Source organism: Pseudomonas sp. ChxA (assembly GCF_030263855.1).
Classification (GTDB): domain Bacteria; phylum Pseudomonadota; class Gammaproteobacteria; order Pseudomonadales; family Pseudomonadaceae; genus Aquipseudomonas; species Aquipseudomonas fluorescens_CB.
The window spans coordinates 2,513,439-2,540,125 of record NZ_JARPMK010000001.1 but is presented as its reverse complement, the minus strand read 5'-3'; the positions used below and the strand labels follow the sequence as shown (position 1 = coordinate 2,540,125).

20 protein-coding genes are annotated in these 26,687 nt (G+C 59.8%); 13 read left to right on the top strand and 7 right to left on the bottom strand.

Annotation, left to right across the window (positions count from 1 at the left end):
* Positions 1-114: 114 nt before the first annotated feature.
* From P5706_RS11435 to P5706_RS11420, 4 genes are all read right to left on the bottom strand, one after another.
* Positions 115-1,239, bottom strand: coding sequence for an IS481 family transposase (locus P5706_RS11435; RefSeq protein WP_285679306.1), 1,125 nt, complete (start codon positions 1,237-1,239; stop codon positions 115-117).
* Between the two features lie 943 nt (positions 1,240-2,182).
* Positions 2,183-3,514, bottom strand: a complete 1,332-nt coding sequence (locus P5706_RS11430; protein ID WP_285679304.1) for an IS110 family RNA-guided transposase — start codon at positions 3,512-3,514, stop codon at positions 2,183-2,185.
* 529 nt (positions 3,515-4,043) lie between these two features.
* Positions 4,044-4,838 (bottom strand): ABC transporter permease, encoded by a 795-nt coding sequence (locus tag P5706_RS11425; RefSeq protein ID WP_285679303.1) that lies wholly within the window; start codon positions 4,836-4,838, stop codon positions 4,044-4,046.
* Positions 4,835-5,518, bottom strand: coding sequence for an ABC transporter ATP-binding protein (locus tag P5706_RS11420; RefSeq protein WP_285682704.1), 684 nt, complete (start codon positions 5,516-5,518; stop codon positions 4,835-4,837). The genes P5706_RS11425 and P5706_RS11420 overlap by 4 nt, the downstream gene beginning before the upstream one ends.
* A 174-nt stretch (positions 5,519-5,692) precedes the next feature.
* On the opposite strand from P5706_RS11420, the gene P5706_RS11415 reads away from it, so the two are divergent.
* Entirely contained in the window at positions 5,693-6,898 is a 1,206-nt protein-coding gene (locus P5706_RS11415) for a DUF1835 domain-containing protein (RefSeq protein ID WP_285679302.1), read from the top strand.
* A gap of 7 nt (positions 6,899-6,905) precedes the next feature.
* Here the strand turns inward: P5706_RS11415 and P5706_RS11410 are convergent, their stop codons facing one another.
* Complete coding sequence (locus P5706_RS11410) at positions 6,906-7,427, bottom strand: ANTAR domain-containing protein (RefSeq protein ID WP_200434480.1); 522 nt, start codon at positions 7,425-7,427, stop codon at positions 6,906-6,908.
* 194 nt (positions 7,428-7,621) lie between these two features.
* On the opposite strand from P5706_RS11410, the gene P5706_RS11405 reads away from it, so the two are divergent.
* The 10 genes from P5706_RS11405 (at position 7,622) to P5706_RS11360 (ending at position 23,272) form a co-directional block, all read left to right on the top strand.
* Complete coding sequence (locus P5706_RS11405; RefSeq protein ID WP_285679301.1) at positions 7,622-8,305, top strand: fimbrial biogenesis chaperone; 684 nt, start codon at positions 7,622-7,624, stop codon at positions 8,303-8,305.
* Between the two features lie 23 nt (positions 8,306-8,328).
* Positions 8,329-9,309, top strand: coding sequence for a fimbrial protein (locus P5706_RS11400; RefSeq protein WP_219268874.1), 981 nt, complete (start codon positions 8,329-8,331; stop codon positions 9,307-9,309).
* A 73-nt stretch (positions 9,310-9,382) separates the two neighbouring features.
* Entirely contained in the window at positions 9,383-12,181 is a 2,799-nt protein-coding gene (locus tag P5706_RS11395; protein WP_285679300.1) for an ATP-binding protein, read from the top strand.
* A complete protein-coding gene (gene pvrR / locus P5706_RS11390; protein ID WP_219268872.1) occupies positions 12,168-13,361 on the top strand; it encodes a response regulator cyclic di-GMP phosphodiesterase PvrR in 1,194 nt (397 codons plus the stop codon). Before P5706_RS11395 ends, pvrR begins: the two co-directional genes overlap by 14 nt.
* Positions 13,362-13,443: 82 nt before the next feature.
* Complete coding sequence (locus P5706_RS11385; RefSeq protein ID WP_285679299.1) at positions 13,444-16,617, top strand: hybrid sensor histidine kinase/response regulator; 3,174 nt, start codon at positions 13,444-13,446, stop codon at positions 16,615-16,617.
* A gap of 23 nt (positions 16,618-16,640) precedes the next feature.
* Positions 16,641-17,288 (top strand): response regulator, encoded by a 648-nt coding sequence (locus P5706_RS11380; protein ID WP_099549954.1) that lies wholly within the window; start codon positions 16,641-16,643, stop codon positions 17,286-17,288.
* A 194-nt stretch (positions 17,289-17,482) separates the two neighbouring features.
* Positions 17,483-18,085, top strand: a complete 603-nt coding sequence (locus tag P5706_RS11375) for a fimbrial protein (RefSeq protein WP_200434473.1) — start codon at positions 17,483-17,485, stop codon at positions 18,083-18,085.
* 75 nt (positions 18,086-18,160) lie between these two features.
* Positions 18,161-18,901 carry a fimbrial biogenesis chaperone gene (locus tag P5706_RS11370; RefSeq protein WP_285679298.1) on the top strand — a complete coding sequence of 247 codons (741 nt, stop codon included), beginning with the start codon at positions 18,161-18,163 and terminating at the stop codon, positions 18,899-18,901.
* An 85-nt stretch (positions 18,902-18,986) separates the two neighbouring features.
* On the top strand, positions 18,987-21,497 hold the full coding sequence (locus P5706_RS11365) for a fimbria/pilus outer membrane usher protein (RefSeq protein WP_200434471.1): 2,511 nt from the start codon (positions 18,987-18,989) through the stop codon (positions 21,495-21,497).
* Positions 21,498-22,435: 938 nt separating this feature from the next.
* A complete protein-coding gene (locus P5706_RS11360) occupies positions 22,436-23,272 on the top strand; it encodes an HAD family acid phosphatase (protein WP_285679297.1) in 837 nt (278 codons plus the stop codon).
* Positions 23,273-23,287: 15 nt separating this feature from the next.
* On the opposite strand, the gene P5706_RS11355 is transcribed toward P5706_RS11360, so the two are convergent.
* Positions 23,288-23,776 (bottom strand): Hcp family type VI secretion system effector, encoded by a 489-nt coding sequence (locus tag P5706_RS11355; protein WP_200432860.1) that lies wholly within the window; start codon positions 23,774-23,776, stop codon positions 23,288-23,290.
* 185 nt (positions 23,777-23,961) lie between these two features.
* Here P5706_RS11355 and ssp4 point away from each other — a divergent pair, with 185 nt between their 5' ends.
* Positions 23,962-24,876 carry an Ssp4 family T6SS effector gene (ssp4, locus tag P5706_RS11350; protein ID WP_285679296.1) on the top strand — a complete coding sequence of 305 codons (915 nt, stop codon included), beginning with the start codon at positions 23,962-23,964 and terminating at the stop codon, positions 24,874-24,876.
* On the top strand, positions 24,873-25,379 hold the full coding sequence (locus P5706_RS11345) for a hypothetical protein (RefSeq protein WP_285679295.1): 507 nt from the start codon (positions 24,873-24,875) through the stop codon (positions 25,377-25,379). Before ssp4 ends, P5706_RS11345 begins: the two co-directional genes overlap by 4 nt.
* Before the next feature lie 32 nt (positions 25,380-25,411).
* On the opposite strand, the gene P5706_RS11340 is transcribed toward P5706_RS11345, so the two are convergent.
* Entirely contained in the window at positions 25,412-26,596 is a 1,185-nt protein-coding gene (locus tag P5706_RS11340; protein ID WP_285679294.1) for an EAL domain-containing response regulator, read from the bottom strand.
* Positions 26,597-26,687 lie beyond the last annotated feature (91 nt).

The following is a 26,687-nucleotide window of genomic DNA, read 5'->3' as shown; positions in this document are numbered from 1 at the left end:
CCGTTGCTGCGGTGATGGCTGAGTAGGGTTCCGCCCTTACGGCGGGTCACTTTTGCAAGGACGTGTACGGACCGGACACATGGTGGACACATGTGCGGGGACATGGTGGACACATTATTGACCATAATCAGGCTTACTAACTTCGATAGTTCGCAAAAAATGATGGCAGAAATAGACATCGAACAGACCATCGCTTTCAGGGTTAGGGCGGATTGCTATGTGTTGCCCTGCCAGGCCTTTTGCGATGCTGAAATAGCTTTTCTGAAAGCGAAAACGGCTGTGATAAACCTTGGCTAATACGTCATCTGGTCCGTATTCAAACTCCGGTAGTTGCTGCGGATAATCCCAAGAACTGCTGCGATAACGGTCCATTGGCACCTTGTATTCCAGCGCCTGATGGGGACGTTGCAGGTTGTATATTTCACGCCATTGATCGAAAGCTAGCTGGGCATCTGCCAGTGTAGAAAAGTGACGCCCGTTAAGGACTTCTGCCTTGAGTGATCGATGGAAACGCTCGATTTTCCCATTTGTTTGCGGATGGTAGGGACGACTGAAACTTATCCGAATTCCCAAACGCACCAGCCAAATGCTCAACTCGGTGATCTCGCCAGGATTACGCGGTGAGCCCCAAGGCGCGCCATTGTCGACGTTGATACGTGCTGGTAAACCGTAAATTTCAAATACCTTGCTCATCTTCTCTTTTACGGTGGTACCTCGCTCGTTATCACACGCTTGGATGGCCAGATTGAACCGCGAATGATCGTCCAGGATGGTCAGGGGGTGGCATCGGCCTTGCTGCATTGCAAAGTGGCCTTTGAAATCCATCTGCCAAAGATCATTGGGCTCAGGATGTTCAAATCTCAGCAGGGCCCCTGGTTCTTTATCTGAGGGTTTAATCAAGCTATGCCGGTGCAAGACATTCGTGACAGTACTGGGGGCAATTCGCTTGTCCAGCATGCTGCTAATTGTGCGTCCGCCCCATGCCGGATGATCTTGGCGAAGTGCAATAACCTCAGCCTCCAGCTCGGCCTGGGTCAGCTTGGGGCTGCTGACGGGCTTACGTGACTTCTCTTGCAGGCCTGCAGAACCGCCGGCCTCGTAGCGTTTTAGCCACTTGTAGACTGTCTGCGGACTTATGCCGAATCGTCGGCACAGCTCTCGCTTATTACTGCCGGGTTTCTTTGCTAAGGAAACAAACTCTTCTTTTAGGCTCATGGCGTCTCTCGAGTTCCAGGGCATGATGGCCTCCCGGCGCAGTTAGCTTGCCGAGAAGTGTCCACCATGTCCCCGCACACCCGTCAACCATGTGTCCGGTCCGTACACAAGGACGCAAAAGTAACCAAAAGGTCCTCGCCCCACCACTCGGCACCTCGCTTGGGCTCGGTGTGCCCTCACTCCGGCTTGAATCCGTGGGCCGCCGCGATGGGCCATCCTTGGCCCAGCGCGGCTAACCCGGCGTCCTGCCGGGTTACCCACGGATTCAAGCCTGCGTTCGGCCATCGTGGTTAACGGGGCGTCTCAGATCAAAAGCAGATCAAGATCAAAATCTACAGCACGGCGGCCTGAAAGCCGACCTGAGTGGTTAGATCAAAAGCTAAAGCGGATTTGCATACGCCGAAGAGCTGCTTTTCTGTGGGAGCTGGCTTGCCTGCGATGCAGACACCTCGGTACATCAGGCACACCGAGTTGATACCATCGCAGGCAAGCCAGCTCCCACCTTTGACCGAGTAGGGCTCTGCTGTTGCTTTGCTGTTGCTTTGCTGTTGCTGTTGCTTCGGCCCTTACATCCTTTTCGATGACGAAGTCAGCGGTCTTTTGATCTGCGCTTTTGATCTTGATCTGAAATCGCCCCGTCAAACACGATGGCCGGAATCTGACAGTGATTTGGGGGGTAAACCGGCAGGGATGCCGGTTTAGCCGCGCTGGGCCAAGGATGGCCCATCGCGGTGACCCCCCAAATCACTGGCGGATTGCGGGCATGCCGAGCCTAAGCGAGGCACCGAGTGTTGGGGCGAAGACTTTTTGGTTACTTTTGTGTCTTTACAAAAGTGACCCGCTGTAAGAGCGGAACCATAGGCCGCCGTTACAAAAATAACGGATATGTACACCACCAAAAGCCGCCATCGCAGGCAAGCCAGCTCTTATCAAACAAAAAATAACTCATTGTTTTTGCTCTTAAAAATTAAGCCGCTTCAATCAGCTGCAACCCCAACTTTCGCGCCTTGCGTTCCAGGGCGCGCAGTTGTCGGTCTCGGCTACGTTCTTCAAATTCCTCCATTCCCTTCTCAACATAAGGCTGACCTTTGGTCAGCATCGCGTAGATCAGCCGTGCCAGTTGATGAGCTGTCGCCTTGATGGCACAACAGGTGTCCATCCGGGTCAGGCGCGCTCGGTGGCTGGCACCGATAAAACTTTTATCGTTGCGTGCAATAGAGGCAGCTTGCTTCAGCGCTTGCGCAGCTCGATTAATCACTTTCACCGTCTTTCCAGGAAGGGGTTTTCCTCCCGAAATTCTCGTCGGCGGTGCAAGGCCTAGCCACGAACAGAAGTGCTGCGAAGTCGGAAAGCGTGATAAATCCGCCCCCAATTCACTGGCCAAAACCAACGCCGTGTCGATTCCGATGGTTGGGATTGCGGTCAAATCCACGCCCATGACCTTGTTCAGCGCGCGATGCAAAATCAGTTGCTGCTCATTTGAGCGGTGTGGGTTGCGCAGTGTTTTGCTGGGCGGAACAACATCCGCCTGAAGAACGGGTAGTCGCTCCAGTGCCTGCGCAATGGCTTGATCACACTCGCCAATCTGTTTTTCCAGAAAATCATAAGCTGCCAACTCCTGACTCAGCGCATGCAAATGCTCGGCTCGCCAATTACCGCGCAAGCTGCGGGCGACAGTGGCCTGGTCTGCTTTGACGCGCTTGTCTCTGAGCATGGCGAGTACTTCGGGGTCCCGTTCGCCTTTAACGATTGCTCGCAAAATGCTCATGCCCGTCACCCCGGCAATGTTGCTGATGACCTGAGCCAGCTGGATGTTCATTTGGACCAGCGCCTTTTGCATCCGATTAAGCGCTTTGGCTTGGTCACGCACCTTATTGCCACGCTGACGGACCAGTGAGCGCAGTGAGCACACTTCGTCCGAGGGCCGAAAAGCGCCTCTCAACAGGCCGTGCGTCATGAGCTGAAGAATCCACTGGCAATCCAGTACATCGGACTTTCGTCCGGTAATTTGTCGAGTCGCGCGGGAGTTAACGAGATAGACCTCAAAACCTCGTCTATCCAGTATCTCGAAAAGTGGGATCCAATAAACGCCGGTCGCCTCCATCGCCACCATCTTGACGCCCATGGACTCAAACCAATCGGCCATGGCGTGCAAATCGTCGGTGAAGGTTGAAAACCTTTTAACCGGGTCATCGCATTTCGTCGGATCAACGGCAGCCAAATGTTCACCGCCGCCAACATCAACGGCAGCGCAGTCAGGGTGAATAACTTCAAACCGTTTTTGGTTCTTGCGCGTCATGACAATTCCTCGCAGGATTGAATGACGCGGGCGGGGTACACGGTGGCGAGCGGATTCACTCTCTTATACGTGGTCACAGCTAGCTGTGCCGACAATGACTCCACGCCGATACCGTGCAGGCCACTCTCCCACTCGGGTGCTGTCACACCAGTGCTGGTTACGGCCTTTGCCCCGCCCGCGTTCTTCAACCTTACGATGAACCAGTTTGATGCGCGACAGCGCTACATCGAAGAGGTGGCGGGGCCTCCCACAGAAAAGCAGATCTGCGGTGCATGCAGTCCGCTTTTGACCTAACCACTCAGATGTAGATCTTAGAACACCCTGCGCGGGGGCTGAAGGCGACTGGACCGCTGGCGAGTGTCTGTCTACGCTCTCCCGCGAGTGGAGCAAGAAGTCGTTCCAGTCGCTTCACGTCATTCAAGGAGTTATGCCCATGAAAGGATCCCGCACGCCCATCGCCTTTGCCCTCGCCGCTCTGGCGCTCACCGACCACACCGACCAGGGCACCGACACTGTCAACACCTGAGGTTTAGGTGCGTTCTTCAAGCCGATCGCGCAAGAACCGGTGGCTGTTGGAAAACAACCGACGGTAGGTGAGCAGCACCGCGCCCACCGTGCCCAAGGCCGAGGACGCGGCGATCAGAAACATGATCACGATCTGGTAACGCACCGCGTCCACCGGGCTTTCGCCGGCCAGTACCTGGCCGGTCATCATGCCGGGCAGGCTGACGATGCCGACCACGGTCATCTGGTTCAGGGTCGGGATCATTCCGGCGCGTACGGCCTGGCGGATCGCCTCTTGGGCAGCCTCCCAACGTGAACCGCCGAGCGCCAGGATCATCTCGATGGTGTTGCGCCCCGAGGTCAGTTCCTGGGTCATGCGCTCGATGCCCAAGGACACGCCGGTGAGGGTATTGCCGAGGATCATGCCGAGGATCGGAATCGCATACTGCGGCTCGTACCAGGGGTGAATGCGGATCACCGCGAACAACCCCACGGCCGTGACCAGCCACGAACTGCCCCACACCGACAGAATGCTGTCGACCCGTTGCCCACGGTAAGTGCGGCGCCCACGCCCCGCTGCGGAGAGCCCGGCGATCAAGGTCATCGCACACATCAGCGGCAGCACCACATACCAATAGGCAAACTCGAACACCCAACCCAGCAGGTAACCGATGGCCAGCAATTGCACCACGGTACGCACGGCCGCCCACAACAATTGGCGGCCAAGGCCCAGGCGCAGCAACAGCGACAACGCGCCGTTGATGAGGATCAGCGAGGCGGCAATGCCCATGTCGAGAGCCGTGAGGTTTTGATAATTCATGGCTGGCCCGCTCCACTCAGAACGCCGGCGCGCATGTGCAGGTGAATGGCGCTCATGCGCCGGGCCTGGTCGAGATCGTGGGACACCCAGATATAGGCGCGGGCGTTGTCGGCGGCATACCAGGCGCTGATCAATGCCTCGACATCGCGCGAGGACGTGGGGTCAAGGGCGGCGGTCGGTTCATCCAGCAACAGCACTTCGGGGTTCAGTTGCAAAGTGCGGATCAGTGACACCACTTGGGATTCACCACCGGACAGGTCGCCGGCGTTTTTGGCCAAAAAGTCCGGGCTTTTACCGGCATGCTCCAGCAGCTTGGTCACCGCTTGCAGGTCGAAGCTGCGCGTGCGCAGGGTCTTGAGGCTGAACGGGAAGCGCAGGTTGTGTTCTACGGTGCCCTCCAGCAGCGCCGGGCGTTGCGACAGGTAGCTGATGTGGCTGCGATAATGGGGAATCTGCGCATTCGCAATCGGCTGGTTGTTCCACAGGATCTGCCCCGAGGTGGGCGCATCCAGCAGCGCCAGCGCGCGCAGGAACACGCTTTTACCGGAGCCTGAGGAGCCGGTGATGGACACGCAGTCGGCGCGGTTCAGGCTGAAATCCGTGGGTTGCAGCAACGCGACCTGGCGCCGCTCGTCCCTGCGCGTGAGGGCGCGGGTTTCAATCAATGCGGTGTCGGTCATCCACTCGGTACTCGGCTTAACGGCTTGCAATCCACTACTCCACTGCCTATATTTCGTGCCTGGCGCACTCCACGCCACCTTCCGCGGAAAGGGCTGCGCCCAGGATCCTGACTGAATATCACATTTCTACGACTCCCAACCTGAAAGCGGAAAAGGTTTGTGCAAGGAGATCGTATGTCGCAACGCCTCTTATCCTCGACTACCGACGGCCGCCTCAACCTTGAGCAGCAGCGCAAGCGCGCCAAGGAACTGTTGCCACGCCTGAAAACCCTCGACCCGCACGCCACCTTGTCCCAAGCCCAGTGGCAAGTTGCAAGACAGCTGGGTTTCAGCAGTTGGCCCAAGCTCAAGGCGCATGTCGACGCCATCGACTTCGCCGCCCGCCACCCGGACTTTGCTGCCAGCGATGAAGCCCGCACCACGCACTGGCGCTGCGGCAGTGATATTGCCCATAGCCTGCAACTGGCCGGCTTCAAGGGGCAGTTCCGCATGCTCACCGATCCGTTGTGCATGGGGCCGGTACGCGATTTGCCCAGTGAAGATTTCCGCGCCATGCGCAGCGCCTTTATCAGCCAGGCCTTCGCGCTGGACGCTGCTGAAGTCGCGCACCGCGTCGATGATGAATATAACCACCTGCAAGCCCTGGCCAGCGCCGATCACAGCGTGCTGTGGTGCGAGGCGGATGCCTATGATCAGCTGTTCCTGGTCCGCGCGCTGGCCGGTCTTGAGCGTGCGCCGAAAAAGCTGGAGCTGATCGAAGTCGACCGTATTCCGGGGGTCGAACGCTTTATCGGGATCGGCCAACTGGCGCCCGATGTATTGGCGTGGTTGTGGCCCCAACGTCGCTTGATCAATGATGCAGCGGTGCAACTGGCCCGACAGGCCTGGGCGGCTTACTGCGACAGCTCGCCGGTCAAGCTTGCGCAACTGGCCCACGGCAACCACCCGGCCCTGCCCTTTCTCGCCAACGCGTTGCTGCGCCAGTTGCAGGAATTACCGGGCATTGAGGACGGCCTGTCACTGACTGAACGCTTGTCACTGCGCTACATCGCCGAGGCCGGGCCGGTGCCATTCGGCCGAGTGTTCGCCGAGTTAATGGCCAAGCGCGAGCCGCTGCCGTTTCTGGGCGACATGATGTTCCACGCGCTGTTGCGGCCATTGATCGACGGCCCGAACCCCTTGCTGGTCGAAACCGCGACCGAGCGCGACTGGCCGCGCCGCGAACTGGTATTGACGCCACTGGCGCACCACGTGCTGGGCGGCGAGGCTTATTGGTTGGACCACGCCGGGCATGCGCGCTGGGTCGGCGGCGTATGCCTCAAACCCGGCCAGCCGCATTGGGCGTTGACCCACGACAACCTGCCGGTCTGGCGCACCTGAGGCCGGATCAACGCTTGGGCGATAACCCGACGGCGCACGCCATCACCGCCGGGTCGCCCTGGTAAACGCTACGCGCAGCCGTCGAGGGCGCAGTGACCCGACTGTCGACGGCGCGCAACATCGGTCGTTCAACCGTCGGCAGGCTGTGCTGGGGGTCGACAATCTCCATGCAGCGGCGCAGCGAGTTGAAATCTGGCGACTGTGACAGCGACAGGTGCAGAGTCTGGCTCACGGATACCGACACCACCGAGCTCTGCGCGCATTGCCCGTCGTAGATCAGCGTATGGCGAATCAATGGGTTGTCATGGCAGTACTTCAACAGGTTGACCTGCCGCGAACGCACCAGCGCGGTGTTGATGATCAACAGGTCGAACGCCACGCAACCGGCGCGCGTCAACGCCTGCAGCTCGTCGAACGAGCTCAGGGGGGCGATGCGGTGGTAGCCCAGCTGGTTGAGCATTTTCTCCAGCTTGATCCGCTGCAGCAGGTCTGCGTCGGCAATCAGAAGGCGTAAGGCTTTATTGGACATAGGGTAAACCTGACAGTTGGGCATCAGCGTCGATCATTCAACGTTGAACACGGTAACTGTCGAGGCTCGAACATGACTTTAAGGCGATTCTGAAACGGTCACTGTGCGCTTTTAAGAATCGCCTCAAAGCCCTCGCACTCACCCGCCCCTACCATGGCTGCGTTCCCACACGTTGCCATGGAATTTTAGTGTTCATGTTTTTACTCAGAATGATGCTGCTGACCTGCGGGCTGCTGGTGCTCGCGCCACCGCCGGCCAGCGCGGCGTTGAAGATCGAAGGCACGCGCCTGATCTATTACGGCCAGGACAAGGCCGCCGGCATCAGCGTGGTCAACCCGGCCTCACAGCAAGTGGTGGTGCAAACCTGGATCACCAGCGAGGACGAATCAACCGACAGCCCCGTGCCATTTGCTGCCACCGAGCCGTTGGTGCAACTGGGCGCCGGCGAGCATCACATGCTGCGCATTTTGTATGCCGGCGAAGGCTTGCCCGCCGATCGCGAATCGCTGTTCTGGCTCAATATCATGGAGATTCCGCTCAAATCCACCGACCCCAACAGCGTGCAGTTTGCGATACGCCAACGGCTCAAGCTGTTCTATCGGCCACCTGCGCTCAAGGGTGGCTCGGCCGAGGCGCTGCAGCAGTTGGTGTGGAGCAGCGACGGGCACAGTGTCAGCGTTTACAACCCCAGTGCGTTTCACCTGTCACTGGTCAACCTGCAAACCGACAGCCTGGCACTCAGTGATTATCTGTTGCTCAAGCCCCACGCGCGCAAAACCCTCAATGCGTCCAGCCCTGTGCCCAAAGGCACCACCCTCCATTTCACCGAAATCACCGATATCGGTTTGCAAGCCCGTCATAGCACGGCGCTCAACTGATAGATCGCGGGGTACTTGCACCAATGTCACTGATCAAACGTTTATTGCCGATGCTGGTATGGGCTTGCGCGGTGCTGCCCGCCACCAGCTATGCGCTGGCCTGCCGTGAAGACGGCACCGGTTCGATTATCACCCAGGAGGCGCTGGGCACCGCGCTGGCGGTTGCCGCCGATGCACCCAACGGCACGATTATCTGGGAGTCCGGGCCACGCTCGACCAATGTGATCTGCGCGGACGACTACAAAGTTGGCCGCGAGGAAGTGTACTTCTACGTCAACCCGGCCAGCGTGAGTATCGGCACCGGGATCCGCGTGGGCATTCGTTATAACAACCAGCCAATTACGCAAAGCACCGGCAAGGTCGGCACCGGATTCTTCTCCGACCGAGGCTGCACCTCTAACTGCATCGGCTGGGACAAGGCACGCTTTACCCTCAACTTCAGCGTGTTCATCGAGAAGTTCGACCCCACACCTCCCAGCGGCCAGGCCAGCACCCTGACCTCCTACCGCGTGTTCCAGCTGGACGGCGTGCGCGGGCTCAACTCGCGGCCTAACAGTAACTTCAACTATGTGGTCACGGGCATGAACAACATCCGTTTCGTGCCCTGCAGCCCCGAGCTGACCATCAGCCCGAGTGTGGTCAACTTCCCCACACCGTCGCGCAAAGCGTCAATTGGTGAAGTCGCCAGCAGCGCCAATTTCAGCTTGAACCTGCGCAAGGGCTGCGATACGCCGTATACCGTCAGCGCCAGTTTCGCCACCACGCCGGGCGGTGGCAGCGTGATCAATGGCTTGCTGGTGCCGGACAACAACAGCTCGGTGGGCATCGCTTTGTCACGCGCCGAAAGCCAGCAGCAGTTGCCCTTCAACAACTGGTTCACCCTGCAAGAGCTGATGGGGATGGGCCAAAGTCATGATGAGTTTCGCGCCGACCTCAAGTGGCGCACCTTGCCGATCCCTGGCGCGTTCGACGCCGCCGTGGTGGTGGATATGTATTACAAGTAAGCACTTGATCAAGCAGGCCATTTTTAAGGATCGTCTTATGCCAGGCACGAAGGCGCACGCTTAAAGTCTGCCGATGCGATTGAAAAGTTACCTGCTCCAGATCAACCCCGTCCTCTCCCGACCCGAAGCAGCCAGAAGGCTGCTTCGTATTTTTGCGAGCGTGCTGCTCGTGGGCATCCTGAGCGGGGTCTATACCTTTCTGCTGTCGACCTTCAACAACGACATCTCCCAGCGTCGCGGCTACATGAGCAGCGCCATCGCCGAAGCCCATACTTTTTTCACCAACCGCGAGGCGCTGCTGGAAAGCCTGAGCCTGTCGGCGGTGCGCAAACAGTCCAGGCTCTACCCCTCCTCCGAGGAAGAACAACACCTGGAACTGGGCAACACGCCCGGCAACCAATGGAGCATCTGGCTGACCGCACGCATGCGCGACTACCTCAAGGCCAAGCAGCTCAACCTGCTGTATGTGAACGCCGGCCCCAGCCCACAGGTGACGCGGCTGTACGACGCTACCGCGCAGGTACTGCCGATTTCCAAGTGCATGCTCAACCGCCTAAAGGCCCTGCAGCACAGCGACCCTGCCACACTCAACGAGTTGTGGCTGAGCGACAACACCGAAGGCCATTCGCACCTGTACATCTTCATCCGCCTCGACGAGCGCGACCCTGAGTCCGGCTGGCTGGGCCTGGAGATGGAAAGCCGTGAAGTGTCTTCAACCCTCAGCGACCAGAGTGCCGGTGAGTTCATGATGCTCAACTCCCAGGGCATGCTGGTGTTTACCAACAGCACCGACACGCAGCTCAAACAGCAACACCTGCGGCCCGGCGAGGACAGTTTTTTTGGCTTTGTGGGCAACGGTTTGCTGCCCGACCACCTGGTGATCCGCAAGCACTTGAAGTCTTCGGAATGGCAGTTGATGTATTCCATCGACCTGCGCGCGGTGGTCAATGGCCTGTGGAAACAGCTGCTCGGCTCGTTGTTGTTCTGCCTGTTCAGCCTCACGCTGATCTGGCTGGTGATGCGCCGTGTCGACCAGCGTTTCATTATTCCGTCGATTCATCGCATCCAGGCGTTGATCGAAAGCGAAGCCTTTGGCCGCGATGTGATCCAGATCGCGCCCGTGGCCCTTTGCGTGCTGCGCCGTACCGACGGCCAGGTGGTGCTGGAAAATACCCTGGCCCAGCAATGGCTCGGCAACGGCCCCGAGCGCGAGGCGCTGCGGGCCGGCTGGATCGAGCAAGCGTTCGCCCAAGGCCCGTGCGAACGCAGTGATTACTTTGAAACCATCGATGGCCGCCACCTGTACCTGAGCAGTGCGCCCACCCGCTATAAAGGCGAAGACGTGCTGTTTTGCGCGTTCAGCGATATCAGTGCGCGCAAGCAGGTCGAAGCGGCGCTGGAAGAGGCACGCCAGTCGGCGGACGCGGCCAACGCCGCCAAGACCTTGTTCCTGGCGACCATGAGCCATGAAATCCGTACACCGCTGTATGGCGTGCTCGGCACTCTGGAGCTGCTGGCGCGCACGCAACTGGATGCCCAGCAAAGGGACTACCTGCACGCCATCGAAGGCTCGTCGTCGACCTTGTTGCAGTTGATCTGCGATGTGCTCGACGTGTCGAAGATCGAAGCCGGGCAGCTGGCGTTGGAAATGAGCGAGTTTTCACCGCTGGATCTGGTCCACGAAATCATTCAGGGCTATGCCGCAGCCGCCCAAGGCAAAGGCTTGCAGCTGTATGCCTGCTTCGACCCGAAGCTGCCCGAACGGCTGATTGGCGATGTGACGCGCATTCGCCAGATTCTGAATAACCTGCTCAATAATGCGGTGAAGTTCACCGACTACGGGCGCGTGGTGCTGCGGGTCAAGGTGCTGGGTCGCGACGGCGAACGCTCCAGCCTGTTGTGGCAGGTCTCGGACACCGGCAAAGGCATCGCCCAGGAAGACCAGGCGATGATTTTCGAGCCGTTCTACCAGAGTGAAGGCAACACCAATGTGGTGGCCGGCACCGGCCTGGGCCTGCCGATCTGTCAACGCCTGACCGAGTTGATGAACGGCAACATCCGCATGGTCAGCGAACTGGGCCTGGGCAGCAGCTTCAGCCTGATCCTGCCGTTGGAAGAAGCACCGACCACGCCGATGACCGCGCTGCTGGCCGAGACCATCTACGTGGCATCGCCCATCCCGGAGCTGGCCAACTCCGTCAGCGGCTGGCTGCGCCGCTGGGGCGCCAGGGCCCAGGCTGGCCTGCCGACGTTGCCGGACACCCATCTGCTGCTGCAAGTACACCCCGGCAGCGTCGACCCGCTGCTGGCGCCCGAATGGCCGGGGCCGGTGATTCACGTGAGCAGCAATGCCTGCACCGCAGTGGAAGCCGAAGGCGGCGCCTGGCACGTCAACCTAAACCACCTGGGTGCGATTCATCAGGCCGTGAGCCAGGCACAAGGGCTGTGGGTGGCCCGCGCCGATGAGCAAACGCGACAGCGCGACCTGAACAAACTCAACCTGCACCTGCTGGTGGCCGAAGACAACATCATCAACCAGCTGATTTTGCGTGACCAACTCGAAGAACTCGGCTGCACCGTGGAGCTGGCGGCCGATGGTCAGGAAGCGTTGCAGCTGTACACCGCCGGCAGCTTCGACGTGGTGTTGACGGACGTGAACATGCCCCACATCAACGGCTATGAACTGGCGCGCGAACTGCGCCGCCAAGGCTGCCCGTTGCCGATTATCGGGGCCACCGCCAACGCCATGCGCGGCGAGGCCGACCTGTGCCTGGCCGCCGGCATGAACCATTGCCTGGTCAAACCCTTTGCGTTGCGGGCTCTATTCAACTCCCTGGCGCCTTATGCACGGATCACCCATGAAGCCCCTTAGTATTTTGATTGTTGAGGACCATCCCCTGCAGCACATCTATCTGCAGCACTTGCTCAGTGAGTTGGGGGATTTCAGGCTGGAAACCGCCGAGGACGGCAAGGAAGCGCTGGAGCGTCTGCGCCAGCGCGATTTCGACCTCGTATTGACCGACCTGCTGATGCCCGGCATGGACGGCGTGCAATTTATCCAGTGCCTGGCCAACCTGCGCAGCAAGCCGGCACTGGCGATCATGAGCGCCGCCTCGCGGCGCATGCTGATGGCCGCCAGCCTGGTGGCGAAAAACCTCGATGTGGAAGTGATCGGGCTGATCTCCAAGCCGGTTAACGCCGATGCATTACGCAATCTGGTCGATCAGCTGAGGAACACGGTGCGCAAGCCTTCCCCCGAGCTGCCCGAGCACATGGACATCGATCGCCATACGCTGGTGCAGGCCATGAGCAGCGGCCAGTTGCAGGCCTGGTTTCAACCGAAAAAATCCCTCGCCAACGGGCGCATCGTCGCCGCCGAAGCTTTGGTGCGCTGGATGCACCCCGAGCAAGGCGTGATGCTGCCGGCCGCATTCCTGCCGGCCATCAAGGCCTTCGAGTTGGAAGAACGGCTGTTGTGGCTGGTGCTCAAACAGGCGATTCATGCCCAGGAGCAATGGCGCCAGCGCGGCTATGAAATTCCGGTGGCGATCAACCTGCCCACCCACCTGCTCAACAGCCATGACTTGGCGGACCGCTTGCTGGAGTTCGTGCTGCACCACGACGGCATCCCGGGAATGATCTGCTTCGAGTTGATGGAATGCTCGGTGCCGCAGGACATCAGCAACTTCTACGCCGGTGCCTGCCGCTTGCGCATCAAAGGCTTCGGCTTGTCCCAGGATGATTTTGGCAAGGGCTACAGCTCGTACCTCAACCTGGTGTCTACGCCGTTCACTGAACTGAAGATCGACCAGGCACTGGTGCAGGGCAGCCACGACAACGAAGGCATCGCCCAGGCGTTGGCGAGCATCATCGCGCTGGGCCGCAAGCTCGGCCTCACGGTGGTCGCCGAAGGCGTGGAAACGCCTGCGCAATTGGCGCTGCTGCGCAAAATAGACTGCAATCAAGTGCAGGGCTTCCTGATCTCCCACGCGGTGTCTTCAGACCAATTTCAGCAACTACTGAACAATGATGGCCCCGCGACATCTCACTAGCTGGAGGCCCCGGATTATTTGCCCTTTATAAGGAGTAAGCTCCATCCAGTGCCGATTTGTCCTGCGCCTGCGGAAACCCCTGATGAAGCACAACAACGCGATACTCGAAGCCTTTACCCGCAGCTCCGTACGCCTGAACAAAGGCCTGATGGTGCTGATTGGGATCGCGTTGCTGCTGCTCCTTACCAACTACTGGTCACTGCAACGCGGGATCGAAACCCGGTATGGCGCAACGCGCTTTCATTTTGCGCGGCTGATGGAAAACCTCACCGAGCAGCAAACCTATCTCAAGAGCCTGGCGCACCCGGGCATCCAGGCCGAATTGCTGCGGGCCACCAACGTGCAGGTCAGCCTCAAGAGCCGCATGGTCGAGAACCGCCGCACGTTATACGTTGGCCAGAAGTACTCGTTTTCGGTGCCGTTCGACGTCAAATTCGATGAGCAACAGGTCGACGTTGCTGCCCGGCCACCGATTTTTGCCCTGGGCGCGCACCTCACCAGCTACTACAGCGCCTTCTGGTCCTCGTCACCGTATGAGGCACCGCAAACGTATCTATTCAATCGCCAGACGCACTACACCATCACCATTCCCTCCGTGGGCTATCAGCGTCGCGAAAGCACGGAAGAGACCGGCAACCAGGTGGCGCTGGTCACCGCGGTACAACAAACCCTCGCACAGACGCCGCAGCCGCTGGAGCGGGATTGGGTGTACTGGAAAGCGGGGCCGGAACCCGAGCACTTGCTGGCCTACATGGGCCTGGCACTCGACGGCCAGGGCCAGGCGGTGATCGGCACCTTGCTCGACCTGTCGCAAGTCGACGATGTGCAACGTGCCCTGGATCACTCGGCATTTGACCGCTTCACCTTGTTTGCGCCCGATGGCACACGGCTGATCGGGCCAGACACAGGCGCGCCACTGAGTGAGGGCGTGCACTTAACGGCCGATGGCTTTGAATTCAAGATTACCCAGGCCGGCGACCGGCCCTGGAGCGCGGTCTATGGCCTGAACTACTCGCATTTCTTCCACTCCGCCTTATGGCCGTTGAGCACCCTCGCGCTGCTGCTGGTCAGCCTGGTAACCCTGGGCTGGGCCGGCAGCCGCTGGTATCGCCGCCAGGTCATCACCCCGGCGCGCCTGGCCCATGAACGCATTGCCGAAAGCGTGGCGTTCAGCCGCGTGATCATCGACACCGCGCCCACCGGCTTGTGCGTGGTGCGCCGAAGCGACGGCGAGGTGCTGATCGAAAACCAGCGCGCCCAGCAATGGCCGGGCACCGCACGTCTGGTGGCGGCCATGGCCGGTGAACACGACAGCGTCGAGAGCGGCGAAACCCACTTGGAGATCGAAGGCCGGCACCTGCAAATCGGCTTTGTGTCGACCCGCTATCAGGCCGAGAACGTGCGCCTGTATGCCTTCAACGACATCACCCGGCATATCGAAGACGCCCAGGCACTCGAAGAGGCACGCCACACTGCCGATGCCGCCAACGAGGCCAAGACATTGTTCCTGGCGACCATGAGCCATGAGATCCGCACGCCGCTGTATGGCGTACTCGGCACTCTGGAGTTACTCGGCCTGACCGACCTGGACGCGCCTCAGAAAACCTACCTGCACACCATTCAACGCTCGTCCGCCACGCTGTTCCAGCTGATCAGCGATGTGCTGGATGTGTCGAAGATCGAATCCGGGCAAATGGCGATAGAAGCCGTGGATTTCTGCCCGCTGGACATGCTCGAAGACACCTTGCACACCTACGCCGCTTTCGCCCAGCGCAAAGGGCTGCAACTCTACAGCTGCATCGACCCACAGTTGCCCGACTGCCTGATGGGCGACCCGATGCGCATTCGCCAGATCCTCAATAACCTGGTGAGTAACGCGATCAAGTTCACCGACATCGGGCGCGTGGTGATTCGTGCGCGGGTGATGGCGCTGGACGCCGAGCATGTCGACCTGGAATGGCAAGTCACCGACTCCGGCGTCGGCATTCCCGAAGCACAGCAAGCCAAGCTGTTCGATCTGTTCTACCAGGCGCCGGACACCGCCAGCGAAGGCGGCGCCGGGCTGGGGTTGCCGATTTGCCGCTGGTTGGCGCAGATGATGGACGGTGAGATCCGGGTGGTCAGCGAGCCGGGCCTGGGCAGCAGCTTTACCCTGAAAATGCGCCTGCCGCTGTGCTGCGGCGCGCTGACCAACCTGCCGCTGATCGAACCCAGCCCGACGCCGGTGTACGTGCAGGCGCCGGTGCGCGAATTGGCGCAGTCGATGAGTGACTGGCTCAATCGGCTGGGCATCGCCGCAGCCTTGGCGGCGACCACCCAGGACAAAGACAGCCACCATGCGGTGCTGGTGGACCTGCTCCCCAGCGAGCCCGCCAAGCCGTGGGCCGGCCAACGCGTGCTGTGCCAACCGGGCGCACACAGCCCGCCGCTGCACACGGCGCAAGGCTGGGTGGTCGACCTGCACGATGTGCGCAGCATCGCCAGTACCGTGTCGCTGGCGCAGCACGGCAAGCATGAGCAACCCGCAGCGGCCCGGCCACAAAGCGCCGGGCAGTTGGGGTTGCGCATCCTGGTGGCCGAGGACAACCCGGTCAACCAGGCGATCATCAAGGAGCAGCTCGAAGCGCTCGGCTGTTCAGTGAGCCTGGCCGCCAACGGCGAGCAGGCCCTGCAACTGTGGCAACCGCAGGCCTTTGACCTGGTGCTGACCGACGTGAATATGCCGCTGATGAATGGCTATGAACTGGCCAGGACGCTGCGCGAGCACGACCCGCACTTGCCGATTATCGGCGTGACCGCCAATGCGATGCGCGAGGAAGGCGTGCGCTGCCTGGCGGTGGGCATGAACGCCTGGATCGTCAAGCCGTTAAGCCTGCAAACCCTGCGTGGCCAGTTGATCAAGGTGTGCAAGGTCAAGCCCGCGCTGGAGCCTGCCACCGCGCCTTGCGACGACAGCGTGCAGCTGTCGGACAAGATGCGCCCGCTGTTTATCAGCAGCGTGCAGCAGGACTTGCAGCGTATCGGTGCCGCCCTGGCGCAACGTGATGCCCACGGCCTGGGCCAATTGCTGCATTCGGTCGCCGGCGCCCTGGGCGCGGTCCAGGCACTCAGCCTGGCCCAAGCGTGCATCGAACTGGAAAGCGCACTTAACCGCGGCAGCCTCGACACGGCACTTGAGCTCAAGGTAAAGGCGGTGATGCAGCGTCTGTCGGCCGTTCTGGAGACTCTTCAGCCCGGGCACTCTTCACTCACTTGAACTGGCACTACGGACGGCCCTTTATGAAAAAATTCAACGTGGTAATCGCGGACGATCACCCGATCGTCCTGCTTGGCGTTCGCGAGTTGGTGGAGCGCGACACACGCTTCCAAGTGGTCGGCGAGGCTGTGTGCTCGGCCGGCCTGATCGCACTGTTGCAGCACCAGGGTGCCGACATTGTGATCACCGACTACAACATGCCGGGCGACTCGCCCTACGGTGACGGGCTCAAATTGGTGGAGTACCTCAAGCGGCATTTTCCGCAGGTGCAGATCCTGATCCTGACGATGATTTCCAATCACTTGATCCTCACCCGCCTGCAAGAGCTGGGTGTGGTCGGCATCATCCAGAAAAGCCAGTTGCACACCGAGATTCAATTGGCGCTCAAGGCGATCGCCCAGCAGAGTGCCTATCGCAGCCTGGAACCGCCAAAAACCTCGGTGATCGAGACCCTTACGGCGATTGACGAGCGCTTTACCAGTTTGTCGCCCAAAGAGTTCGAGATCCTGCGTTTATTTATTTCCGGCATGAGCGTCAGTGATATTGCGCGCAGTCAGAACCGCAGTTCTAAGACCATCAGCGCGCAAAAGATATCGGCCATGCGCAAACTTGAAGTGAGCAGTGACCAGGACCTGCTCGCTTATTGCCTGGCGCGTAATATTTTCAACTAACCCACCACCAGCAAGCCATTTAAAACAATGGCTTCGCCCTTTATTTGCTGAGTCTTCACGCGCCTTCCCGCCGTTCTAAACCGCCTGTTTCCCGACTTATAAGAATCGTCTTATTCGCTCGCCCGCCCTCGCCGCTTATTCTCCTCTCGCAGTTCAACAACAGCATTTTCCAACTAACACTAACGGACATCATCATGAAGAAGTTCTCCCTGGCTGTTATCGCCTCGGCCATTATCGCCGCTTCCGGCAGTGCATTTGCCGTCGACCCGGCACCGACGCCGACCCTGGGCGGCAGCGGTAAAATCACCTTCACCGGCGTGATCAACAACGATGCTTGCTCGGTCGACGGCGCCAACTCCGACCGCACCATTTCGGTAGACATGGGCAACGTGTCGATCAAGGACATGGGCACCGCCGAAAACCCAACCGCAGGCCGTGTCACCGCCAAAGACTTCAACCTGAACGTCAACTGCAACCAGGGCACCAAAGTCGCGATGATCTTTGACGCCAACAATGGCGGTTCGGGCCTGGTCACCGGCAAAAAAGTCCTGGCCCTGAACCCGGGTTCGGCCACTGCACAAAACGTCGGTATCGCCCTGCTCGACAGCAACGGCAGCCTGATCGACCTCAGCTCGCCAAGCACTGCGCGCATCGAAAGCACCATGCACGGCGCCGGCACAGCTGGCGGCGACGCCACCCTGAGCTTCGCAGCCGCCTACGTCACTACCGCAGCCGCGGGTTCGTCCACCGCCGGTCGCGGTGATGCCACCCTGCCGTTCATCCTGCAATACGAATAACTCGGCGCCTCCGGCACCGAACGCGCGAGGCCCTGCGGCCTCGCCATTGTCTTTTGATTACACCGGATAACCCTCATGCCGCCTCGTTCTATCGCCGCATGCTTGGGGCTGCTGGGCTTGCTTATGGCTGCCCAGGCCGCCGCCAGCATTTCATTGAATGCCACCCGAATCGTGTTTGATGGCGACCACAAGGAAGCCAATATCACCGTGCGCAACGGCAACCAGGACGTATTGATTCAATCCTGGGTGGACATGAACGACGCCAGCGCCAGCCGCGCGCCGTTTGCCGTCACGCCGCCGCTGGCGCGGGTGTTCGCCAAGGAACAACAATTGCTGCGCATTCTATATGAAGGCAAGGGCATGCCCACGGACCGTGAGTCGGTGGTGTGGCTTAATGTGCAGGAAATCCCCAAGGCCAGCGACGCCGAGAACACTTTGCAGTTGGCCATCCGCCAGCGCATCAAGATTTTCTACCGCCCTGCCGGCCTCACCGGCAGCGCGCTGCAAGCCCCTGCGCAACTTGAGTGGACACTGGCCAAACACGCCGGCCAGACCCTGTTGCAGGTGAAAAACCCGACGCTGTACCACGTGTCCATGGCCGACATCAAAGTGCAGGCACAACTCGCCAGCGACTCCACCATGATCGCGCCCGGCGAACAAAAACAGTTTCCGCTGAGCGCGGCAATTGCCAACGGCCCGGTGCAGTTGTCGTTTTCCAGCATCAACGACTATGGCGCGCAAAACCACTACAGCGCGCCCCTGTCGAGCGGCGCTGCGCTACCTGCGCACGCGACTGAATCGCGCCTCAAACCCTAAATCGTTTAGCTAACCCACAAGCTCACTTCGCGTGCGTGTTTGCGTGCCCGGCTGTCCGTCAATCAGGGATGTCATAGGTCTTCGCATGTCTTTTCTTTCCAGCAACAGGCCCGCACGTGGCGTACTGAAGTTGAAGACGCTGTCGCTCGCGATTGCCACCAGCCTGCCCACCTGGGCGATGGCCGATGATGCAGCGCAAAGCTTCAACACCACGTTTCTGCAAGGCTCGCAGTCGCCCGTCGATTTGCAGCAACTGCTCTCGGCCAACAGCGTGCTGCCGGGCAACTACCGTGTCGACCTGTACAGCAACGAAGTGCTGGTGGGCCGCCGTGATATCGACTTCAAGCGCAACCCGAAAAACGGCCGGGTCGAAGCCTGCCTGACCCTCGACCTGCTCAAGCAATTGGGCATCGACATGAGCCGATTGCAGGCCGAAGGCAAACTCGACCCGCAACAACCGCAAGAATGTTATGCCCTCGCGGACATGATCGAAGACGCCAGCGTGCGTTATGACAGCAGCCGCCTGCGCCTGTTGGCGAGCATTCCGCAAGTGGCCATGCAACGCGGCTTGCGCGGGTATGTCGACCCACAGTTGTGGGACGACGGCGTGCCGGCCGCGTTCATCAACTACCAGCTCAACAGCAGCCGCACCGCCGGCGACTATAAAACCCGCATCGCCAATAACCTCGGGCTGCGCAACGGCATCAACCTGGGCGCCTGGCGCCTGCGCAACGAATCGAACATGAGCAGCGGCACTGACCGCTCGAACACCTTCACCAGCAACCGCACCTACGTGCAGCACGACGTGACCGCGATCAAGGGCCAGTTCAGCGCCGGCGAGATTTTCTCTGACACCGACCTGTTCGACAGCGTGCGTTATCGCGGCCTCAAACTGGCCTCCGACGACGGCATGCGCGCCGACAGCGAACGCGGCTACGCGCCGGTGATCCGTGGCGTGGCGCAGACCAACGCGACCGTGGAGATCCGCCAGAACGACTACATCCTCTACACCGCCAACGTCGCGCCCGGCCCGTTCGAGATCAACGACATCTACCCCAGCGGCTCCAACGGCGACCTGCAAATCACCGTGATCGAAGCTGACGGCAGCCGGCGGGTGACAATGCAGGCGTTTTCCAGTTTGCCGATCATGGTGCGTGAAGGCCAGGTCAAGTACAGCCTCTCGGCGGGTACGTTCAAGAGCAATGCCGACGGCCTGGGCAGCCCGCGCTTTCTGAGCGGCACGCTGGCGTATGGCTTGACCAGCAACCTCAGCGGCATCGTCGGTCTGCAAGCCAGCGAGGACTACAGCGCGCTGTCGATCGGCGCCGGCAAGAACACCGCGTTCGGCGCCTTCTCCCTGGACACCACGCACTCGTCCAGCAAAGCGCGCGGGCAAACCAGCCAAGGCAGCAGTGTGCGGGCGTTGTACGCAAAGACCTTTGCCGGCACCGACACCAACTTCACCCTGGCCGCCTACCGTTACTCCACCGAGGGCTACCGCACCCTCACCGACCATGTGGAAGACAACAGCGAAGACGTGCGTGTGCGCACCGGCCACTCGAAAACCCGCACCGACCTGACCATCAACCAGAGCTTGGGGCGTAACAGCGAGTTCGGCAGCCTGTACGTCAACGCCAGTGACCAGCGCTATTGGAACCGTGGCGGCTCGCGCAGTTTGTCGGCGGGCTACACCGGCAACTGGGGCGACCTGAGCTACAACCTCGGCGTGACGCGCACCCAGCAAATCGTCACCTATGGCGAGCCCAGCAGCGACACCCAGGTGAACCTGTCCGTCTCCTTCCCACTCGGCAGCCAGGCCCGTGCGCCGCGAGCCTTTGTCACTACCAGCCATCAGCGCGGCGACACCACCACGCAAGCCGGTATCAATGGTTACGTCGCTGATACCAGCGACACCTTCTATTCGGTGCAGGCGGGCCATAGCGATGCGAGTGGTGATTCCGGCTCGGTGAATATCAACAGCCGGACTTCCATGGCGGATGTCAGCCTGGGCTACAGCCAGGGCCAGGGTTATAACTCGCAGAACATTAACCTTGCGGGCTCGGTGGTCGCGCATGCGGGCGGCGTCAACCTGGGGCAGACCGTCAGCGAGACCTTCGCCCTGGCCGAAGTGCCGGGCATCGCCGGGGCCAAAATCAGCAGCTACAGTGGTGTTGAGACGGGCTATAACGGCTATGCGGTGATCCCTACGGCGCAACCTTACCGGGTGAACTGGATCAGCCTGGACACTCGTGATCTGGGCGGCGATGTGGAAATTACCAACGCCACCCAGCAACTGGTGCCGCGCCGGGGGGCTATCGTGGTGGCGCGTTACAGCGGCACGACCGGGCGCAGGGTGTTGTTCGAGTTGTTTGATGCGCAGCACAAGCCGTTGTCGTTTGGGGCTTCGCTGGAGGACTCGGCGGGTAAGCAACTGGCGATTGCGGACCCGAATGGGAATGCGCTGGCGTTGGTGGAGCAGGATCGGGGGACGCTGGTGATCAAGTGGGGCGAGCAGCAATGTAACGCCAGCTATGCGTTGGCGCCGCAGAACAAAGCGTTGAACTATGAGCGGCAGGTGTTGGTGTGTGGGCCTTAGGGGTGGGCGGGGTGTTTGTCGGTGTACATATCCGTTGCTGCGGTAACGGCTTCTATTGGTTCCGCTCTTACAGCGGGTCACTTTTGCAAGGACGCAAAAGTAACCAAAAAGTCCTCGCCCCACCACTCGGCACCTCGCTTAGGCTCGGTGTGCCCTCACTCCGGCTTGAATCCGTGGGCCGCCGCGATGGGCCATCCTTGGCCCAGCGCGGCTAACCCGGCGTCCTGCCGGGTTACCCACGGATTCAAGCCTGCGTTCGGCCATCGTGGTTAACGGGGCGCCTCAGATCAAGATCTACAGCACGGCGGCCTGAAAGCCGACCTGAGTGGTTGAAGCAAAAGCCAGATCAAGTGCAAGGCAAAAGCCTATCTGAATACACTGAAGAACTGCTTTTCTGTGGGAGCTGGCTTGCCTGCGATGCAGACACCTCGGTGTGGCAGGTACACAGAGTTGATGCCATCGCAGGCAAGCCAGCTCCCACAGTTGACCGAGTATGGCTCTGCTGTTGCTGTTGCTCTGGCCCTTACATCCTTTTCGATGACGAAGTCAGCGGTCTTTTGATCTGCGCTTTTGATCTTGATCTGAAATCGCCCCGTCAAACACGATGGCCGGAATCTGACAGGGATTTTGGGGGTAAACCGGCAGGGATGCCGGTTTAGCCGCGCTGGGCCAAGGATGGCCCATCGCGGCGGCCCCCCAAATCACTGGCGGATTGCGGGCATGCCGAGCCATAGCGAGGCACCGAGTGTTGGGGCGAAGACCTTTTGGTTACTTTTGGGGCGTTTGCCAAAAGTGACCCGCTGTAAGAGCGGAACCAATAGAAGCCGTTACCGCAGCAACGGATATGTACACCTCCCCCCCAAAAAAACATTCGGGATTGATGTATAGCCTGATTAGGCTAAGGTGCTGCCCACACGCGTCCACCTCAGAGACATCCCATGCGCCACCTGATTTTCGCCAGCGTCTGCCTGCTCATTACCGCCCTGACAGGCTGCCAGCAGACCCCGCCGGCCAACGACCAACTCGACGCCGTGCTCTGGACCCAGACCTCCATCGAACACGAGTTGATCTACCGCCAGCTGTTCGCCAACGCCACCCGCCAACTCGACGTGGCCCTGGCCGATCCGACCTGGGATGCCCTGCCCTTTCCACCCCGCAATCTGAACGGTTTACCTCCAGCTGTGGTAGTGGATATCGACGAAACCCTGCTGGACAACGTGCCGCTGAACGCTCGCAACATCATCAACAACCAGGTCTATTCCTATGATCGCTGGAATACCTGGGTCAACCAGGCCAAGGCCCAGGCATTGCCGGGCGCAGTGGCTTTCCTGCAAGCCGCGGAGCAAAAAGGCATCAAGGTTTACTACCTCACCAACCGCGAACACAGCCAGGTCGCGGCCACGGTCGCCAACCTGCGCCTGCGTGGTTTTCCGGTGGCCAGCGACACGCAGGTCCTGGCCGCCAGCACGCCTATCGGCCATTGCGAAAGTGCCGGCTACGGCAAGACGTGTCGCCGTCAGTGGGTCGCCAGCCATGCCCGCGTGTTGCTGATGGCCGGGGACTCGCTGGGTGATTTCGTGCAGGCCGAACACAACACCCTTGCCGCCCAACGCAAAGCGGTGGAACCCTATGTGAGCTGGCTGGGGCAGCGCTGGTTCCTGCTGCCGAACCCGAGTTACGGCAACTGGTACAGCGCGCCGTATGGGGATGATGAGAAGTTGCCGTTTGAACAAAAACGCAAGCTCAAACAGCAGGCATTGCAGTTGCAACAATAAGAGGCTGGCTGGGACTCAGGCTTTGATGTTCTGCCGAATGTTCCAGCCAAACTTCACCGGCCCGCCGTCCTTGGCGCCGTCGGCTTTCTGCGGCTGGTAGCTGACGTCGACGGTGGCAAAGTTGAGGGCAAAGCTGTCATGCACGACGTCGGTGCTGCTTTCAGCATTCGTGCTGTAGGACACCACCATGACTTCCTTGAGGGTCATCACCAGATACTCCACCGGGCTGGCACCGCCGGCCTTGCGTAGCACCAACCTGGCCTCGGGGTAATGCTTGCCGCTGGCGCAGGCCATCATCAGGTTAGGGCTGGATTTATCCAGCGGTTTAGTCAGGTTCAGGTTGGCAATATTGACCTTGCCCGCACCGCCGCCCGTACCGCTGTGCATCGAACCCGACTGCGACATGCCCCACGCCCATTGGGTGATGTCGATCTCATCGCGATGTGCCTGGTCCCTTGATTCACCCTTGATATCACCCAGCTTCAAAAACATATCGACTGCCATGTTTGCTCCTTGCCTTGGTATGCGTCGGTAGTGACGTGGGGCGCACTTTTCCTCAGCCGCAGCGGTGCGCGCAAGACGCAGAAGGCAGTTAGAGACGCACCCGACGTGAAATGGCGAACCTTCCGACATTCAGCGCCACCTCTTCATCTTTACCCTCTCGACTCCCGCAAAAACAGGAGTTAAGGATGACGGCTTCCCTGCTCAAAGATGGATTCCCTTCAGCCCACCGCACCACGCGTCAGCGGATTGAAAGCAGTATTGATCTGCGCAAGTTGTTCTTCGCCATCGATAGCGACCCGGCACTGATTGGCGCGGGGGTGGTGTATATCGATGACATGCTTAACGTGGTGGTACTGCGCGAGTTCCAGGCGATTTGCAGTGTACGGCCGATCAAGGTCGTGCTGCGTGAGGCGCCCAAGTATGTGGGGCCGGTGGAGTTCAAGCGGATGTTGGAGCATGAGCCTCGCGAGTCGGAATGGGTGGCTGAAGCGCTTGGCACAGCGGTGACATGTACAGGGGCGATATTGAGTTGGGCAGTCGTTACGAGTGGCGTGATGTTGATGCCCTTTACGGCGGGGACGAGCGCGGTGATTACATTTATCGGCAAGGCTGCAGCGGCAGCGGGTACGGTTCAATGTATCGCCGGCGTCCTGCGAACTGCGTCAGAAGCTGCATTCCCCGAATTTAATGACTATTTAGATAGCGAACCCTGGTATCAAGACGCGACAGCAGTACTGGACGGTTTGGCTTTACTGGGCATTACAACTTCGATGTTGGTCACAGTGAAAGCCATCACTACAACGACGCAGGTAACAGGAAAATCGATCCGCCAGGTGCTCAAAGGCCTGACTCGGCAAGAGCGGGCAAAGCTGAACGATGAATTGCTCAAGATCCGTGACCCAAGGTTAACGAGCAGACTGCTTAAGTTGGAAAAAGCTAACGGTAAACTTTCCAAACGTATCAGCGCTGCGGCAATGCAGCATGCAACCGCTACCCACATCATGGATGCATTGGCTGCATCGCTCAGCTTTACCAGCAGTGCAACCAACGGAAATCTCAAGACGTTGGCAGTCGGCGTCTACGAGGAGGTCAACCCATGAGCGAAAAGGGCGAAGTAAAAAACGCGTACTACGCAACTGTTTTCATTGAAAACCCGTGGGAAATCATCAAACGGTACACGCCGGTGATCAGTGCCGACCTTCTCGTCGCATGCGCCTCGATAGCATTGACGGCTACCCTGACAATGCTCACTTACCTTTCGTCGTACCCCATAAGCTTTGCGGCCAAGACATTTTTTTTCAGCGCGACCGGGCTTGGCGCTGTATATGCCGTTGCCAAATACCAAGTGCTGTACGGCCGCATACACTGGGTCTGGCTAAACGTCGCGATATACCTCATTTGTCTGCTGGTATCACTTCCCGCCATTGCGTATCGCCCCAACGTCCACCTCTACTCCATGACCCTCATCGGCCCACTGACCGGCCTACTAATCCTAAACAGCAACCGCTGCCGCGAACTGCGCCACAAGATGGTCGACATCCGCCACAAGCGCGAAGACATCATCGCCACCCTGAAAAAACAAGGCCGCTGGAAATGGTGGTGAGCGCCCTGCCACCTGCATTCGCTCAGCACCCATCAAGCCACGTTCTGCAACCGCCACAACAACTGCTCGGCACTCATCGCCGGCGCATACACATAACCCTGGCCCACCCTGCAGCCCATCGCCAGCAATTGCCGCTGCTGCTCCTGGGTTTCGATGCCTTCCACCACCACGGTCATGCCCAGGTTGTCGCCCAGCGCCAGGGTGCTGTGGATCACCGCGCGACAACGTGGGTCGGCGGTCATGCCGCGCACAAACTCGGCATCCAGCTTGATCTCGTTGAACGGCAGCTGACACAGGCGTTGCAAGGATGAAAACCCGGCGCCGAAGTCATCCAGGGACAGGTTGCAACCGAGCATGCGCAAACGCATCAGGCACGCCAGGCTGCTCGCCGAGGCTTCCAGCATGCCGCTTTCGGTCAGCTCGAAAGTCACGCTGGAGCGCGGTACTTTGAACGGCGCCATGACGCCTTTGATCTGCAAGCTCAGCCCGTCCTGAGCCAGTTGGTTGGCGTGCAGGTTGAACGCCAGGTTCAAGACCATGCCGCTTGCCCTGACGTGTTGTTGCAGGGTCAAGGCCTGGTGCATCTGCGTAAACAACAATGAGTCGAGCAGCCCGCAACGCTCCAGCACCGGCATGAAGGCCATTGCGGGTAACAGACCGTAGAGCGGGTGCTGCCAGCGGCTCAACACTTCCACGCCGATCATCTCATGGGTCCACAGGCAGAATTTGGGTTGGTAATACGCGTGCAGTTGGCCGGCAGCTAATGCGTCACACACTTGCGTTTGAGTAAACACCGGCAGCGCAGGTGAAACCGCAGGCACTATCTCCTCAACAGGCTGATGACGATGCACTACCGCTTCGAGCTGATTGAGGCTCGCCAGCTTGTCGACATGGCCCAGCAACCGCACGCCGAGCAAGTGGGTGAAATGTTGCAGGGCGTGGTTGATTCCAGGCGGCTGGTGGCCGCTGACAATCACGCCCTGCAGCCACCCTCGTTGAGCGGCATGTTGCAAAAACTCCAGCCCATCCATGCCGGACATGGACAAGTCGCACAGCACCACATCCACTCCGTCAACGCTTTCCAGGAGGGCCAAGGCTTCAATGGCATGCGTCGCCTCGATCACCGCATGCCCCAACCGTTTGAACTGGCTCACGGCGACGGCGCGCTGAAAGGCGTGTTCCTCAAGGATCAGGACGCGTAAAGGCTGGCTCGTCATTGGCGTGGGCTCGTGGGTAGTGGGCCCAACGATTGTCTAAAACTGCCAGGGAAAAGCGCGGATGTTTAATCCTTTATGAACGTAGGATATT

Bases quoted from the DNA above. Each gene is read 5' to 3' on its own strand.
- P5706_RS11435 (WP_285679306.1), bottom strand. From the start codon at position 1,239: ATGCCCTGGAACTCGAGAGACGCCATGAGCCTAAAAGAAGAGTTTGTT.
- P5706_RS11420 (WP_285682704.1), bottom strand. From the start codon at position 5,518: ATGACCGACACCGCATTGATTGAAACCCGCGCCCTCACGCGCAGGGAC.
- P5706_RS11385 (WP_285679299.1), top strand. From the start codon at position 13,444: ATGAAGCACAACAACGCGATACTCGAAGCCTTTACCCGCAGCTCCGTA.
- P5706_RS11405 (WP_285679301.1), top strand. From the start codon at position 7,622: ATGTTTTTACTCAGAATGATGCTGCTGACCTGCGGGCTGCTGGTGCTC.
- P5706_RS11345 (WP_285679295.1), top strand. From the start codon at position 24,873: ATGAGCGAAAAGGGCGAAGTAAAAAACGCGTACTACGCAACTGTTTTC.
- pvrR (WP_219268872.1), top strand. From the start codon at position 12,168: ATGAAGCCCCTTAGTATTTTGATTGTTGAGGACCATCCCCTGCAGCAC.
- P5706_RS11375 (WP_200434473.1), top strand. From the start codon at position 17,483: ATGAAGAAGTTCTCCCTGGCTGTTATCGCCTCGGCCATTATCGCCGCT.
- P5706_RS11380 (WP_099549954.1), top strand. From the start codon at position 16,641: ATGAAAAAATTCAACGTGGTAATCGCGGACGATCACCCGATCGTCCTG.
- P5706_RS11430 (WP_285679304.1), bottom strand. From the start codon at position 3,514: ATGACGCGCAAGAACCAAAAACGGTTTGAAGTTATTCACCCTGACTGC.
- P5706_RS11400 (WP_219268874.1), top strand. From the start codon at position 8,329: ATGTCACTGATCAAACGTTTATTGCCGATGCTGGTATGGGCTTGCGCG.
- P5706_RS11365 (WP_200434471.1), top strand. From the start codon at position 18,987: ATGTCTTTTCTTTCCAGCAACAGGCCCGCACGTGGCGTACTGAAGTTG.
- P5706_RS11395 (WP_285679300.1), top strand. From the start codon at position 9,383: ATGCGATTGAAAAGTTACCTGCTCCAGATCAACCCCGTCCTCTCCCGA.
- P5706_RS11370 (WP_285679298.1), top strand. From the start codon at position 18,161: ATGCCGCCTCGTTCTATCGCCGCATGCTTGGGGCTGCTGGGCTTGCTT.
- P5706_RS11355 (WP_200432860.1), bottom strand. From the start codon at position 23,776: ATGGCAGTCGATATGTTTTTGAAGCTGGGTGATATCAAGGGTGAATCA.
- P5706_RS11360 (WP_285679297.1), top strand. From the start codon at position 22,436: ATGCGCCACCTGATTTTCGCCAGCGTCTGCCTGCTCATTACCGCCCTG.
- P5706_RS11410 (WP_200434480.1), bottom strand. From the start codon at position 7,427: ATGTCCAATAAAGCCTTACGCCTTCTGATTGCCGACGCAGACCTGCTG.
- P5706_RS11340 (WP_285679294.1), bottom strand. From the start codon at position 26,596: ATGACGAGCCAGCCTTTACGCGTCCTGATCCTTGAGGAACACGCCTTT.
- ssp4 (WP_285679296.1), top strand. From the start codon at position 23,962: ATGACGGCTTCCCTGCTCAAAGATGGATTCCCTTCAGCCCACCGCACC.
- P5706_RS11415 (WP_285679302.1), top strand. From the start codon at position 5,693: ATGTCGCAACGCCTCTTATCCTCGACTACCGACGGCCGCCTCAACCTT.
- P5706_RS11425 (WP_285679303.1), bottom strand. From the start codon at position 4,838: ATGAATTATCAAAACCTCACGGCTCTCGACATGGGCATTGCCGCCTCG.